Here is a 13497-nt window from a genome sequence, read left to right as displayed (position 1 = left end):
TCGAAAGCCCACGTCAGAGCCCGCTTCGGCGGGCTCTTTCGTTTCGCGGGCAAGGCCGGGAATCAGCGCGGCCTAGGATCTGTTGAGCCCGAAGCAAACAGCAGACGAGGAAGGCGTGGGAGCGTTGAGCGACGTTCGTAACGTGATCATCATTGGGTCGGGCCCTGCGGGCTACACCGCGGCCGTCTACTCCGCGCGCGCCGAACTCAAGCCGCTGGTCTTCGAGGGCTCCGTGACGGCGGGCGGTGCGCTCATGAACACCACCGACGTGGAGAACTTCCCCGGGTTCCCCGACGGCATCATGGGCCCCGACCTGATGGACAACCTGCGCAAGCAGGCCGAGCGCTTCGGCGCCGAGCTGGTGGCCGACGACGTGGTCGAGGTCGACCTGGAGGCCAACCCCAAGGTCGTCAAGACCCACACCGACACCTACTACGCCAAGTCGGTGATCCTGACCATGGGCTCGGGCTACCGCGAGCTCGGCCTGGAGAACGAGAAGCGCCTGTCCGGCCACGGCGTGTCCTGGTGCGCCACCTGCGACGGCTTCTTCTTCCGCAACAAGGACATCGTGGTCGTGGGCGGCGGCGACACCGCCATGGAGGAGGCGACGTTCCTGACCCGGTTCGGGCGGATGGTGACGGTCGTCCACCGCCGTGGTGAGCTGCGCGCCAGCAAGATCATGCAGGAGCGCGCGTTCGCCAACGAGAAGATCCGGTTCGTCTGGGACTCCGAGGTCGTCGACGTGCTCGGCGACACCAAGGTCGAGGCCGTCAAGCTGCGCAACGTCAAGACCGGCGAGGAGTGCGAGCTGGCCACCGACGCGCTGTTCCTGGCCATCGGTCACGACCCGCGCACCGACCTGGTCAAGGGCCAGGTCGAGCTCGACGAGAACGGGTACATCAAGGTCGCCTCGCCGTCGACCGCCACCAACATCGACGGCGTGTTCGCGGCCGGCGACGTCGTCGACCACACCTACCGCCAGGCCATCACCGCGGCCGGCACCGGCTGTGCCGCCTCGCTCGACTCCGAGCGCTGGCTGGCCAACAACGAGAAGTAAGGAGCGCACCGTGAAGGCAGTTACCGACGCCACGTTCGAGACAGAGGTCCTCAAGAGCGACAAGCCTGTGCTGGTCGACTTCTGGGCCGAGTGGTGCGGCCCGTGCCGTCAGGTCGCGCCCATCCTCCAGGAGATCGCGAACGAGCACGGCGACAAGCTGGAGATCGTCAAGCTGAACATCGACGAGAACCCCGAGGTTCCCCGCCAGTACGGCGTGCTCCAGATCCCCACGCTGAACGTCTACAAGGGGGGCGAGGTCGTGAAGCAGATCATCGGCGCCAAGCCGAAGGCCATGCTGCTGCGCGAGCTCGACGGCATCATCTAGTCGCCCTCATGTGAGAGCCCCCTGCGGCGGTGCCCGCGGGGGGCTTTCGTTTGCCCTTCTTCGGCCCCCAAGAGCCGTCAGACGGGACGAAGGGCGCGCTCCGGGCTCATGGACCCCAGAAGGCGTTCGAGGGCCACCTCGACGTCCTCACGCCACGAGATGGCGCTCTTCAGCTCCAAACGCAAGCGCGGAAACCGCAAATGCGGTCGAACCGTCTTAAAACCCACAGAAAGCAAGTATTCCGCAGGAACTACACAACTAGGCTCTTCCCACTTCAGGTCGCCGAACGCCTCGATGGCTTTCACCCCGCGCCGGGTCAGGTCCTTCGCGACGCCCTGGATCAGCATGCGGCCCAGCCCGCCGCCCGAGAACTCGGGGATGATGTGGGCCGTCATCAGCAGCACCGCGTCGGCGCTCACCGGCGAGGTGGGGAAGGCCAGCGACCGCGGGCTGTAGAGCGGCGGGCTGTAGAGCACGAACCCCGCTGGAACCCCGTCGACGTAGGCGATTTTCCCGCAGCTTCCCCACTCCAGCAGCGTGCCGGAGATCCAGGCCTCCTTCTCCAGGCCGGAGTCGCCGGAGTGGATGGCACGCTCGCCGCTGACGGGATCGAGCTCCCAGAACACGCATCGCCGGCAGCGGCGTGGCAGATCTTCGAGATTGTCCAGGGTTATGTTGACCAGCCGGCGCGACAACTACGGCCCCTATCGTCGACCCAGAAAAGCGCGCGAAAACCGCGTCCGTTGGTGGCATGGTAGCTCAGTGAAGATGCAGCCAGCGGATACCACGACGGTCGAGCCCGGTCACGAAGGACATGTCCGACTGGCGTAATCTGGTATTTCGGTCCGATATGACACCTAGGAGGTGGGCCGTGACGGAAGAGCTTGATCACGGTCAGACACCCGCGACCCAAGGGTCGCGCATCGACGCCTACGTCGACCGGTATGCCGCGCGAGCTACCGGGATGGTCGCCTCCGAGATCCGAGCTCTCTTCGCCGTCGCGTCGAGACCCGAGGTGGTCTCGCTCGCCGGCGGCATGCCGTACGTCACGGCGCTCCCCCTCGACATGGTCGGCGAGCTGGTCTCCGACCTGGTCACCACGCGCGGCACGGTCGCGCTGCAGTACGGTTCCGGCCAGGGTGACCCGCACCTGCGCGAGCAGATCTGCGAGGTCATGCGGCTGGAGGGGATCGAGGCCGGGGCGAACGACGTCGTCGTCACCGTCGGTTCGCAGCAGGCGCTCGACCTGATCACCCGGATCTTCATCGACCCGGGCGACGTCGTGCTCGCCGAAGGCCCCTCGTACGTCGGGGCCCTGGGGACGTTCTCCGCCTACCAGGCCAAAGTGGTCCACATCGCCATGGACGATCAGGGCATCGTGCCCGAATCGCTGGCCCAGACCATCTACGCGCTGGAGACCGCCGGAGCTCCCGTCAAGTTCCTCTACACGATCCCGACCTTCCAGAACCCGGCCGGCGTCACGCTCAACCTGGCCAGGCGGCAGCAGGTGCTCGACATCTGCCAGCGGGCCGGCATCCTCATCATCGAGGACAACCCGTACGGGCTGCTCGGCTTCGACGGCGAGCCCATGCGCGCGCTGCGCGCCGACAACCCCGACGGCGTGGTCTACCTGGGGTCGTTCTCCAAGACGCTCGCCCCCGGCTTCCGCGTCGGCTGGGCGCTCGCGCCGCACGCCATCCGCGACAAGCTGATCCTGGCCATGGAGTCGGCCGTGCTGTCGCACTCGGTGTTCACGCAGCTCGCCGTGGGCCAGTTCCTGGCCACGCAGCCGTGGCGGGAGCAGATCAAGTCCTTCAAGGAGCTCTACCGCGAGCGGCGCGACTCCATGCTGGACTCCCTGGAGGCCCTGATGCCGCCCGAGGTCACCTGGACCCGGCCGGCCGGCGGCTTCTTCGTCTGGGCGACCCTGCCCGAAGGGCTCGACTCCAAGGCGATCCTGCCGCGAGCCGTGGCCGAGCGGGTGGCGTTCGTGCCCGGCACCGGGTTCTTCTCCGACGGCAGCGGCGCCCGGCACATGCGACTGTCCTACTGCTTCCCCGAGCCCGACCGCATCCGCGAGGGCGTCCGGCGCCTGTCCGGGGTGATCGAGCAGGAGATGCAGCTCCGGGACATGTTCGGCACCGGCTCCGGTCCCGAGCGGGCCGGCGTTGACACGCCGGGGCCCGAACTGGCCTAGCTTCCTCGGTACGGCCGGCGCTCCCCGGGGACGGGGACGCCGGCCGTACTCGTGTGCGGGCCTCACCTACACCATTCGCCGCCAGCCGCCGGTACGGTTGGACGCGTACGATCAGCGGAGGAGATGTGATGAGCGATCTGGGCCACGTGCTCGTGCTGGCCGGGGGCCTCTCCTATGAGCGGGAGGTGTCCCTGCGCTCCGGCCGCCGGGTGAGCGAGGTGCTGCGCGCCACGGGCATCGACGTGGAGGCCCGCGACACCGACGCCTCCCTCGTGCCCGCCATCCTCGCCGACCCGCCCGAGGCGGTGTTCGTCACCCTCCACGGCGGCGCGGGCGAAGACGGCGCGATCCGGTCCGTGCTCGAACTCCTCGACGTGCCCTACGTCGGCGCCGGCCCCGACGCCTGCCGCGTGGCCTTCGACAAGCCCACCGCCAAGGCCGTCGTACGCTCGGTCGGCCTGCGCACCCCCGAGTCCGTCACCCTCCCCAGGGAGACCTTCCACGATCTCGGCGCCACCGTCGTGCTCGGCCGCATCATCGACCGGCTCGGCCTCCCCCTGTTCGTCAAGCCCGCCCGCGGCGGCTCGGCGCTCGGCGCATCCATCGTCCGTACGGCCGAAGACCTGCCCGCCGCCATGGTCGGCTGCTTCGCCTACGGCGACACCGCTCTCATCGAGCGGTACGTCGAGGGGGTCGAGGTGTCGGTCTCGGTCGTCGACCTCGGCGAGGGGCCCGTGGCGCTGCCGGCCGTGGAGATCGTCCCCGACGCCGGCGTCTACGACTACGCCGCCCGCTACACCGCCGGGCACACCGAGTTCTTCGCCCCCGCCCGCCTCTCCGCGGCCGCCGCCGAAGCGTGCGCCCGGATGGCCGTGACGGCGCACACGGCGTTGGGGCTGCGGGACATCTCCCGTACCGACCTGATCGTGGACGCGGCCGACGACCCGCACTTCCTTGAGGTGAACGTGGCGCCGGGGATGACGGAGACGTCGCTGCTGCCTATGGCGGTGGAGGCGGCGGGGCGCGACCTCGGCGACCTCTGCCGCACCCTCCTCCAAACCGCCGCCCACCGCCCCCGCCCCTGACCTACCTCCTCTAGCAGCAACCTCTTTTCCTCCGCCGCGCCGCGACTGTTTCCTTCGCGGCGCGGCGACTGTTCTCCTTCACGGCGCGGCGACTGTTCTCCTTCACGGGCAACTGTTCCTCTTCGCCACGCGGCGCCCCCTTCCCTTCGCCGCGTGGCGGCTGGTCTTCTTCGCGGCGTGGTGGCTGTTATTCGTCGCCGCGCAGCGGCGGGTCTTCTTCGCCGCGCGGCGGCTAGTGTTCGTCGCCGTGCAGCGGCGGGTCTTCTTCGCCGCGCAGCGGCTAGTGTTCGTCGCCGTGCAGCGGCGGGTCTTCTTTGCCGCGCGGCTACTGCCTTGTTGTCGGGCTGCGGGCGCCGCCTGTTGTCCGCGGCGCGACCGGCCCCATGGTCCGTCAGGCGGTGATTGCTCTCGTCCCGCGCACAGCTGCTGCTTGCTCGCCCCTTGTGCGGTGCCTCCTGTTGCCCGCCGCCCGACAGTTCCCTCTGGCCTCGGGGCACTCACCGCTCGCATCCCGCCGCGCGGCTGCTACCCCCTCGCTTCTCGTGCTCCCCGTCCCGCCGCGCGGCTGCTGCTCCCTCGCCCCTTGTGCGGCGTCTCCCTCGTCCCGCCAGGCGACCGCCACTCTCGTCTCCCACGCGGCTGCTGCTCTCGTCCGCCGAGCGGCGCATCCCGTAATGTGGCCGCACGACAGCTCTCTTAGTCCGCCAGGCAACCACTTCCGGGTGCTTCGCGTGATGCTGCTCCGGTCCCCCGCTCGGCGCCTCACCTTGCCCGCCGCACGGCAGTCCTCCTTGGCCCGCCTGGCAACAATCGCTGTCGGCCCTGTACGGCGGCTGCTGCCACTGTCCCTCGTGCGGTGCATCCCTAACACCACCACCAACGACCCGCGAGGCATCCGCGAGAACTACTCCGGCGCCCCCGCCCCTTACTGCCTCCGCCCAGGCGCCTTGCATAGCCTTACGGTGTGCCGATCAATCCCGCCCACCCGAAGAGCTTCGCCAGCGACAACCACGCAGGCGTGCACCCCGACATCCTCAACGCCATGACCGCCGCCAACCAGGGAGACGCCCCCGCCTACGGTGACGACACCTGGACCTCAACCTTCGAGCACAAGATCAAGGAAACGTTCGGCCCCGGAGCGGAAGGCTTCGCCGTACTCAACGGAGCCGGCGCCAACATGGTCGGCCTGGCCCTCATGCTCGGCCGCTACGACGCCATCCTCTGCGCCGACACCGCCCACATCGCCACCCACGAAACGGGCGCCACGGAACGCCTCCTGGGCGTGAAGCTCCGAACCATCCCCACCCCTCAGGGCAAGCTCCACCCGGACGACATCAAGGCCCACCTCCACCTCATCGGCCAGCACCACGAGCCGCAACCGACGGTCGTCTCCATCTCCCAGGTGACCGAGTTGGGCACCTGCTACTCCCCCACCGAGATCTCCGCCCTGGCCGAAACGGCCCACGCCTCCGGCCTACGCCTTCACGTGGACGGCGCCCGTCTCGCCAACGCCGCCGCCCACCTGAACTGCTCCCTGAAAGCCATCACCACGGACGTAGGCGTCGACGTCTTCAGCTTCGGCGGCACCAAGAACGGCGCCATGGCCGCCGAAGCGGTGGTCGTCCTGGACCCGTCCCTGACGGACGCAGTCCCTTACCTCCGCCGCCAGTCGCTGCAGCTCGCCTCCAAGATGCGCTTTGTCTCAGCCCAGCTCTCCGCTCTCCTGACCGACGACCTGTGGCACCGCAACGCCTCCCACGCCAACCAGATGGCACTCCGCCTGGCGAACGGTCTTGCGGACGTCCCCGGCGTCACCCTCGCCCATCCCGTGGAATCCAACGCCGTCTTCGCCACCCTCCCCCACGCCATCTCCGAATCGCTCCTGCAGGACTACCTCTTCCACTACTGGGACGAGCCCGCAGGCACGGTCCGCTGGATGACCGCCTTCGACACCACCGAAGAACACGTGGACGACTTCCTGGCCGCCCTCCGCAAGGCAGCCACCTCCTGACCTCCTCCCGCACCGTTTCACGTGAAACACCACCTCCCGCCACGCCTCTTCAGCCGGAGTCCCGCAGGGGTTTCACGTGAAACACGTGCCCTCGCCCATCCAGGAGCGGATGCGTGGGCGTGGAACAGCGGGGAGCCGACCTATCCGAGACTCATCTCGAAAGAGGCCGAGGCTAATCAGAGATCACCAGGCGCGGCCACAGCCACGCCGCTTAGAAGCGAAGGAAGCCACCGAGCACTCACCACATGGCACCGAGCGACCTAGGCAAGAGCCGGAAAGTCGGGCGAGCGAAAGCGCTCGGAGAACGGGGAGCGCTCGGAGAACGGGGAGCGCTCGGAAAAGGCCCCAAGGCTCTAGCCCAGTAAGCAATCACGCTCGCCCGGCATGCCACACCCACGACGCAGCCCTGCCACCGCTTCTCACAAGACGCAGCAAGACCGGATACAGGCGAACCAAGAAGAGAAAGGAACCGAAGTGGAGAGGATAAGAGAAGGCGGGAAAGGAGAGGAGTCCCGAGGAATGGGGTTTCACGTGAAACAGCGAGTGGTTTCACGTGAAACAGGCGAGGTCAGTCCTCGCGCTCTCGCATCGCCCGTGCCGCCTCAGGCGCCATCGTCCCGATGATGCGCTCAAGGTCGTCGATCGTCGCGAACTCCACCACGATCCGCCCCTTACGTCGCCCCAAGTCGACCTTGACCTTCGTCTCGAAGTGGTCGGAGAGCCGGTCCGCCAGATGGGTCAGGCCAGGAGCCGTAGGCTTGGGCGCCTGCCGCTCACGCGGCGCCTTCTGAGCGGCCTTCGCGCTGCCCATGGCGACGATCTCCTCCACCGCCCGCACGGACAGCAGCTCCGCCACGATGCGCTTGGCCAACTCGACCTGCTCCTCCGCACTGCTCAGCCCGAGCAGGGCGCGAGCGTGCCCGGCGCTGATGATGCCGGCGGCCACGCGGGACTGAACCTCCGGCGGGAGGTTCAGCAGCCGGAGCGTGTTGGTGATGTGGGACCGAGAGCGCCCGACCTTGGTGGCCAGCTGCTCGTGGGTCGCCTGGAAGTCGTCCAGCAACTGCTGGTAGGCCGCAGCCTCTTCCAGCGCGTTCAGCTGCTCGCGCTGGAGGTTCTCGATGAGCGCGTCCCGGAGGAGGTCGGTGTCCTGGGTGTTCCGGACGATCGCCGGCACCGGGTCGAGACCGACCTGCTGGCACGCCCGCCAGCGCCGCTCCCCCATGATCAGTTCGTACTGGCCGCCACCCACGGAACGCACCACGATGGGCTGCAGAAGGCCGACCTCGCGAATGGAGTCGGCAAGCTCCTTGAGACGCTCGTCGTCGAACACATCACGCGGCTGACGAGGGTTGGGCACGATCGCGCTCAGCGCGACCTCTTTGAAGTACGCACCGGCGATCGGCATCGGGCCTGCCTCGACCGTGGAACCGTTCGAGGGAGCGGGCGCCGTACCCGGGCCGTCAACGATGGGTCCGGTCGGGATGAGCGCCCCGAGTCCCTTGCCCAATCCCCGCCGCTGCTGACTCAACTGCGTCTCCTCATCCAGCCGGTCGATTCCGGTCACTCCAGGAGAGGTTACCGTTGCGGGCCCAGCGGGGTGCCCCCACGCCACACACAGTCCTGTGGGATTTACGCCGACACGGTTACAAATCTGCCCAACTCACGACCCACGCCGGACGAGACCACCCACCGCCGACGTCCACCGCACCAACCCGGCGCAGACACACCGGGGCACGGGCATGGCAGCTACGCCCTCAAGCCGTACCCACGAAAGACCAGCGAGCGACCGGAGGTCAGGCCACGGTGGCGCGGTGGGCGATCTCCCGGGCCGCGTCCATGTACGCCATCGCCCCGCTCGACCCCGGATCGTACGTCATGACCGACTGCCCATAGCTGGGCGCCTCCGAGAGCCGGACGCTACGCGGGATGACCGTCTTCAGCACCGTCTCCCCGAAGTGCGACCGCACCTCGTCGGCGACCTGCGAAGCCAGCCGGGTACGCCCGTCGTACATCGTCAGGACGATCGTGGAGAGCCGCAGAGCCGGGTTCAGGTGCGCCTTGATGAGGTCGACGTTCCTGAGGAGCTGCCCCAGCCCCTCCAGCGCGTAGTACTCGCACTGGATCGGGATCATGACCTCCTCCGCCGCGACCAGGGCATTGACCGTCAGCAGGCCGAGGGACGGCGGGCAGTCGATGACGATGTAGTCGAACTCCGCCTCGTACGCCGCCAGCGCCCGCCGGAGCCGGGCCTCCCGCGCCACCAGCGAGACGAGCTCGATCTCGGCGCCGGCCAGGTCGATCGTGGCGGGCGCGCAGTAGAGGTTCGGCATCTCGGGGACCTGCTTGACGATCTCCACCATGGGCAGATCGTCGACGAGCACCTGGTAGACATCCGGTACGTCACCGCGATGCTCGGTGGCCAGGGCCGTCGAGGCGTTGCCCTGCGGGTCGAGGTCCACCACGAGGACGCGCTGGCCGTGCATCGACAGGGCCGCGGCGATGTTCACCGACGTGGTGGTCTTGCCGACGCCGCCCTTCTGGTTGGCCACCGCGATCACTCTGCACTTCGCCGGCCGAGGCCAGGAGTTGTCGCCGTCACCACCGGTGCCACCCCGCTGGGTGGCGGCCGGCTGCTCGGCGGCTGGCTGGGTGGCGGCCGGTTGGGTGGTGGCAGGTGTTTCACGTGAAACCACTGAACTGAGCGCCTCTCGTACCAACGGCGAATCACCGGGGTTCAGGGGGGTCTGGGTCACGTTGGCCATCCTTTCAACCAGTGGTGTGCCGGTGCCGGGAATTTGCTGTTGCGACACGCCCATTTCGGGCCATCCAACCCCGGTTGGGCTCTCGGACAGACGGCTGTCCGGCCAGCCAAGACCGCAAGACGCGACTGGCACAACCGTCACCTCCTTCGTCGCCGCCTGGCTCTCTCCGGCGCGCGACCCGCTACCACCCGAACCAATGTTGCAGGCGGCTCGACCTTACCGTGCCCGACGGTCACAAGCTCGGCCGTTCGGGCCCCGCAGGCCCGCAATTGGGACTCGGCCTCGGCCAGCTCGCCGGCGGCGCGCTCGCCCTTCATGGCTATCAGCTCGCCGCCCTCACGCAGAAGAGGCATGGCCCATTTCAGCAGCCGGTCGAGCGGTGCGACCGCCCGAGCGCTGGCGACGTCGAACTCCCGCTCCCCCGCCAGATCCTCGGCCCGCCCACGCAGCACCTCGACGTTGTCCAGTTTGAGCGCCTCGACGCACTCCTCCAGGAACACCGTACGGCGAAGCAACGGCTCCAGCAGCGTGACCTCGATGTCCTGGCGGACGATGGCCAGCACCAGCCCCGGCAGCCCCGCCCCCGAGCCGATGTCCACCAGCCGCACGTCCTGCGGCACGGCCTCGGCGACCACGGCGCAGTTGAGCAGGTGGCGATCCCAGATCCGCGGCACCTCACGCGGCCCCAGCAGTCCCCGGACGACGCCCGGGCCCGCCAGCATCGCGGCGAACGCGTTCGCGCGGTCCCATGCCTCCCCGGCGAAGACGTCCCGCGCTATGTCCGGCGGCGCCGGAAGCTCTTCGCTCACTGGATGCTGGCCCTTTCTCGGTCTCAGGTGGTGTTCGTACTCAGGTTGCCTGCTCGGCGGTGATGCCGGTGGGCGTTCGACGGTGGGTGTCTCGACGTTCTAGGGGCGGTGTCCACCCAAGGCTAGATGTGAGATCACACTGGAAGACTAGCGGGCTGGCATGTGGGTGACGGTCGAGCACGCCGCCGCGTACCCCTCCCGATCCACCCTCGACACCAGATCCCCTACAAACGACATTAAGCGCATATAGCCCGAAAGAAGCACTTAGAGACACTTTTCGGGATGACTGCCAAGGCAAGCGCACAAACCCGCTCACTCCCCCGCTAACAGCATCAAGCCAGAACGCCAGCGCACGAAAGCCCCGAACAACTCCCCCACAACAAGAACAGGGATCGATCCGCACAAGCACGGAGGCAAGCCAGCAATCCCGCTAGAAGGCCACACAACCCCCGCATCCCGTACGTACAGCTATAGACACGGAAACGGCCGCCCATCAGCGCACCCAAGCGCCGACAGACGGCCGAACCGGCTCACCATGCACGTTTCAGGCGGGAAGGACCACCACGTACCGCTGCGGCTCCTCACCCTCGGACTCGCTGCGCAGCCCGGCGGCCGCCACCGCGTCGTGGACGATCTTCCGCTCGAACGGAGTCATCGGGTGCAGCGCCTTCGGCTCACCCTTCTCCTTGACCTGGTTGGCGATCTCGGTGCCGAGCTTGCTCAGCTCCGCCCGGCGCCGCTCGCGGTAGCCGGCGACGTCGAGCATGAGCCGCGACCGCTCCCCGGTCTGCCGGTGGACGGCCAGCCGGGTCAGCTCCTGCAGCGCCTCCAGGACCTCGCCCGCGGGGCCCACCAGCTCGTTGCCCTTGAGCCCCACGACGGAGACCATGGCACGGTCGCCCTCGACGTCCATGTCGATGTCGCCGTCGATGTCGGCGATGTCGAGAAGGCCCTCGACGTAGTCGGCAGCGATCTCGCCTTCCTGCTCAAGCGCGTTGAGATCAGGAGCCTTCTCCTGCTCGGCCTCGGTCATGGCCGGCCTCTCCTTCGTGTTCAAGACTTCTTGCTGCCGGTGCGCTTGCTGCGGGACTGGCGGCTGGGCTGCTGCCTAATGATCTTAGGCTCCGGAGCGGCGGGAGGGGCTTCCTCTGCCGGGGTGGTCTTGCGCATCTTGGCCACAAGGCCGGGCTTGGGCGTCACGGGGATGGCGTTGCCCTTGGCGTCGAACTGCGGCATCGGGTGCCGGCTGTAGAACCAGTGCTGCTGGCCCAGCGTCCACAGGTTGGTGGTGACCCAGTAGAGGATCAGGCCCAGCGGGAAGTTGAGGCTGAAGAAGGCGAACAGCGGCGAGATGTACATCAGGATCTTCTGCTGCTGCGCCATGGGGTTGTCCGGCATCTGCGCCATCGAGCGGGTCACGCTCTGCCGGACGGTGAGGAACGTGGTCAGCGAGCTGATCGCCACGAAGAAGCCGATGACGACCTTCTGGGCGATGTCCGGCGCCTCGAAGAACGTGGCGGGCAGGGGGGCGTTGATGATCAGCGCGTGCTTGGCGCTGTCGACCAGCTCCTGCGACATGCCGAACTTGGCCTGGTCGGCGGCGATGGCCCGCAGCACGGTGAACATCGAGATGAAGATCGGGAACTGCGCCACGACGGGGAGGCAGCCACCGAGGGGGTTGGCGCCCGCGCCCTGGTACAGCGCCATGACCTCTTGGTTCATGCGCTGCTTGTCGTTCTTGTAGCGCTTGCGGAGCTCCTGGACCTTCGGTGCCAGCTCCTGCATCTTCCGCGACGACCGCATCTGCTTGAGGAACAGCGGGAAGATGAGGATCCGCATGCAGACGGTCAGCGTGACGATGGTCAGCGCCCAGGTCAACCCGCTGTTGGGGTCGAGGAAAGTGCTGTAGACCTGGTGGATCCAGGTGATGACTTGGGCGACGGCCGTGTACAGCCAATTGAGCCAGGACAGCTCCACCGAGCTAGCTCCCTTGCGTTTCGTGGGACCGGACCGGGCGTGGGGGCACCGGGTCTATACCTCCGGGATGGAATGGGTGGCACCGCCCGATGCGCCGGACAGTCAGCCATGTGCCGCGCAATGCCCCATGTACGGCAATCGCCTCGAGCCCATACGCGCTGCACGACGGGTAGAACCGGCAGCGTGGACCGAGCATCGGGCTGATGAAGGCCCGGTAGAACCGAATGGGGATGATCAGCGCCCGGGCGGCGAGGCCCGGCATCCCTTGCGGCTGCTCCGTCATCTGTGTCCACCCGTCGAGGACTCGCGCCGCCTCAGCAAACGATCCAGCGCGGCGTCGAGATCGGCGGCCAGTTGCTCGACGCACGCGGACGCGGCCGGTGGATTGGCGCGTACCACCAGCAGGCTACCTCGCGGCAGCCGGTCGAGACGGTCGCGCATCAGGTGTCGGAGCCGTCGTTTGACCTTGTTCCGGGTCACCGCGCCACCAACGGCCTTGCTCACCACGAAACCAACCAGAGGTGTCTCTTCCCCAGAAAGGTTGAGATGCACCACCAAAGTGGGGCGTCCGGCGCGCTTGCCGCGCCGGACGGCCGCTTCGAATTCGTCCCCGCGCCGCATGCGGGATTGACGGGACAGCACCGTATACGCCTAACGCCCGTCGGCGAGGTACACCGACGGGCCAGACTTCGGGCGCGGGTCGATCAGGCCGACAGCTTCTCGCGGCCCTTACGGCGACGGGCGGCGAGGATGGCGCGACCGGCCCGGGTGCGCATCCGCAGCCGGAAGCCGTGGGTCTTCGCGCGGCGACGGTTGTTCGGCTGGAAAGTACGCTTGCTCACGGGTGGGCTCCAGGCTTGAAGGTGCGCCCAGGGGCGCTTATACACACATGGCTGGCCTGCCGTGGGAGCGAGGGCACGCGAAATAGCCGTCGCGTGGCAAGCCGACCGTCGTACGTTACGGGCCAACGGCGTCTCAGGTCAAACCGAACGGGTTATCCACTGATCCACAGGCGACTTTTCCACCGCCGGGCCCACGTCCACAGTTTGTGCATCCAGGTGCCACTACGCTGTGGACAACGTCTTGAACACAGCTGTGCACATGGATACTGTCGGCCCTTCTGGACCACCGGAAACACCGTGCACAGCCTGTGGATCTCCTGTGGAGGACCTGGGTACGAAGCCCTGCCGCCACGCTGTGGACGAAGGGGTCGCCGACCGCTCGGGGCGACCACGGTCATGTGGATAAACGATCGCGGGGGGCCGCGAGAG

General features: G+C 67.8%; 14 protein-coding genes. 5 read left to right on the top strand and 9 right to left on the bottom strand.

The window, feature by feature from the left end; all coding sequences use genetic code 11:
- The first annotated feature begins 124 nt into the window (after nucleotides 1-124).
- Together trxB and trxA are read left to right on the top strand one after the other, a co-directional pair.
- Nucleotides 125-1057, top strand: coding sequence for a thioredoxin-disulfide reductase (gene trxB, locus ACIBQ8_RS26610; RefSeq protein WP_397178769.1), 933 nt, complete (start codon nucleotides 125-127; stop codon nucleotides 1055-1057).
- 10 nt (nucleotides 1058-1067) lie between these two features.
- A complete protein-coding gene (trxA, locus tag ACIBQ8_RS26605; protein WP_397178770.1) occupies nucleotides 1068-1382 on the top strand; it encodes a thioredoxin in 315 nt (104 codons plus the stop codon).
- A 77-nt stretch (nucleotides 1383-1459) separates the two neighbouring features.
- Here the strand turns inward: trxA and ACIBQ8_RS26600 are convergent, their stop codons facing one another.
- Nucleotides 1460-2077 (bottom strand): GNAT family N-acetyltransferase, encoded by a 618-nt coding sequence (locus ACIBQ8_RS26600; protein WP_364333084.1) that lies wholly within the window; start codon nucleotides 2075-2077, stop codon nucleotides 1460-1462.
- Between the two features lie 176 nt (nucleotides 2078-2253).
- Between ACIBQ8_RS26600 and ACIBQ8_RS26595 the strand changes: the two genes are divergently transcribed.
- From ACIBQ8_RS26595 to ACIBQ8_RS26585, 3 genes are all read left to right on the top strand, one after another.
- Entirely contained in the window at nucleotides 2254-3579 is a 1326-nt protein-coding gene (locus tag ACIBQ8_RS26595) for a PLP-dependent aminotransferase family protein (protein WP_397155121.1), read from the top strand.
- A 128-nt stretch (nucleotides 3580-3707) separates the two neighbouring features.
- The gene (locus tag ACIBQ8_RS26590; RefSeq protein WP_397178771.1) at nucleotides 3708-4664 is read left to right on the top strand and encodes a D-alanine--D-alanine ligase; all 957 of its coding nucleotides are present in this window, start codon (nucleotides 3708-3710) and stop codon (nucleotides 4662-4664) included.
- Nucleotides 4665-5628: 964 nt separating this feature from the next.
- Nucleotides 5629-6675, top strand: coding sequence for a threonine aldolase family protein (locus tag ACIBQ8_RS26585; RefSeq protein WP_397193249.1), 1047 nt, complete (start codon nucleotides 5629-5631; stop codon nucleotides 6673-6675).
- A 568-nt stretch (nucleotides 6676-7243) separates the two neighbouring features.
- On the opposite strand, the gene ACIBQ8_RS26580 is transcribed toward ACIBQ8_RS26585, so the two are convergent.
- From ACIBQ8_RS26580 to rpmH, 8 genes are all read right to left on the bottom strand, one after another.
- Entirely contained in the window at nucleotides 7244-8206 is a 963-nt protein-coding gene (locus ACIBQ8_RS26580) for a ParB/RepB/Spo0J family partition protein (RefSeq protein ID WP_397178813.1), read from the bottom strand.
- Nucleotides 8207-8471: 265 nt separating this feature from the next.
- Nucleotides 8472-9440 carry a ParA family protein gene (locus ACIBQ8_RS26575; RefSeq protein WP_397178773.1) on the bottom strand — a complete coding sequence of 323 codons (969 nt, stop codon included), beginning with the start codon at nucleotides 9438-9440 and terminating at the stop codon, nucleotides 8472-8474.
- Nucleotides 9441-9577: 137 nt separating this feature from the next.
- Nucleotides 9578-10249: a 16S rRNA (guanine(527)-N(7))-methyltransferase RsmG gene (rsmG, locus tag ACIBQ8_RS26570; RefSeq protein WP_397193248.1), complete on the bottom strand. Its 672-nt coding sequence runs from the start codon at nucleotides 10247-10249 to the stop codon at nucleotides 9578-9580.
- Nucleotides 10250-10793: 544 nt separating this feature from the next.
- Nucleotides 10794-11282, bottom strand: a complete 489-nt coding sequence (locus ACIBQ8_RS26565) for a protein jag (RefSeq protein WP_397178775.1) — start codon at nucleotides 11280-11282, stop codon at nucleotides 10794-10796.
- A gap of 20 nt (nucleotides 11283-11302) precedes the next feature.
- The gene (gene yidC / locus ACIBQ8_RS26560) at nucleotides 11303-12226 is read right to left on the bottom strand and encodes a membrane protein insertase YidC (RefSeq protein ID WP_397178776.1); all 924 of its coding nucleotides are present in this window, start codon (nucleotides 12224-12226) and stop codon (nucleotides 11303-11305) included.
- 4 nt (nucleotides 12227-12230) lie between these two features.
- On the bottom strand, nucleotides 12231-12488 hold the full coding sequence (gene yidD / locus ACIBQ8_RS26555) for a membrane protein insertion efficiency factor YidD (RefSeq protein ID WP_352322972.1): 258 nt from the start codon (nucleotides 12486-12488) through the stop codon (nucleotides 12231-12233).
- 17 nt (nucleotides 12489-12505) lie between these two features.
- The gene (rnpA, locus tag ACIBQ8_RS26550; protein ID WP_387671795.1) at nucleotides 12506-12847 is read right to left on the bottom strand and encodes a ribonuclease P protein component; all 342 of its coding nucleotides are present in this window, start codon (nucleotides 12845-12847) and stop codon (nucleotides 12506-12508) included.
- Between the two features lie 83 nt (nucleotides 12848-12930).
- A complete protein-coding gene (gene rpmH / locus ACIBQ8_RS26545; protein WP_043614899.1) occupies nucleotides 12931-13068 on the bottom strand; it encodes a 50S ribosomal protein L34 in 138 nt (45 codons plus the stop codon).
- Between the last annotated feature and the right edge of the window lie 429 nt (nucleotides 13069-13497).

Source organism: Nonomuraea sp. NPDC049646 (assembly GCF_044465525.1).
GTDB lineage: Bacteria > Actinomycetota > Actinomycetes > Streptosporangiales > Streptosporangiaceae > Nonomuraea.
The sequence above is the reverse complement of the archived record's forward strand: the minus strand, read 5'-3'. Positions and strand labels throughout refer to the sequence as shown.

Bases quoted from the DNA above. Each gene is read 5' to 3' on its own strand.
- ACIBQ8_RS26590 (WP_397178771.1), top strand. From the start codon at position 3,708: ATGAGCGATCTGGGCCACGTGCTCGTGCTGGCCGGGGGCCTCTCCTAT.
- ACIBQ8_RS26575 (WP_397178773.1), bottom strand. From the start codon at position 9,440: ATGGCCAACGTGACCCAGACCCCCCTGAACCCCGGTGATTCGCCGTTG.
- rnpA (WP_387671795.1), bottom strand. From the start codon at position 12,847: ATGCGGCGCGGGGACGAATTCGAAGCGGCCGTCCGGCGCGGCAAGCGC.
- ACIBQ8_RS26565 (WP_397178775.1), bottom strand. From the start codon at position 11,282: ATGACCGAGGCCGAGCAGGAGAAGGCTCCTGATCTCAACGCGCTTGAG.
- yidD (WP_352322972.1), bottom strand. From the start codon at position 12,488: ATGCCGGGCCTCGCCGCCCGGGCGCTGATCATCCCCATTCGGTTCTAC.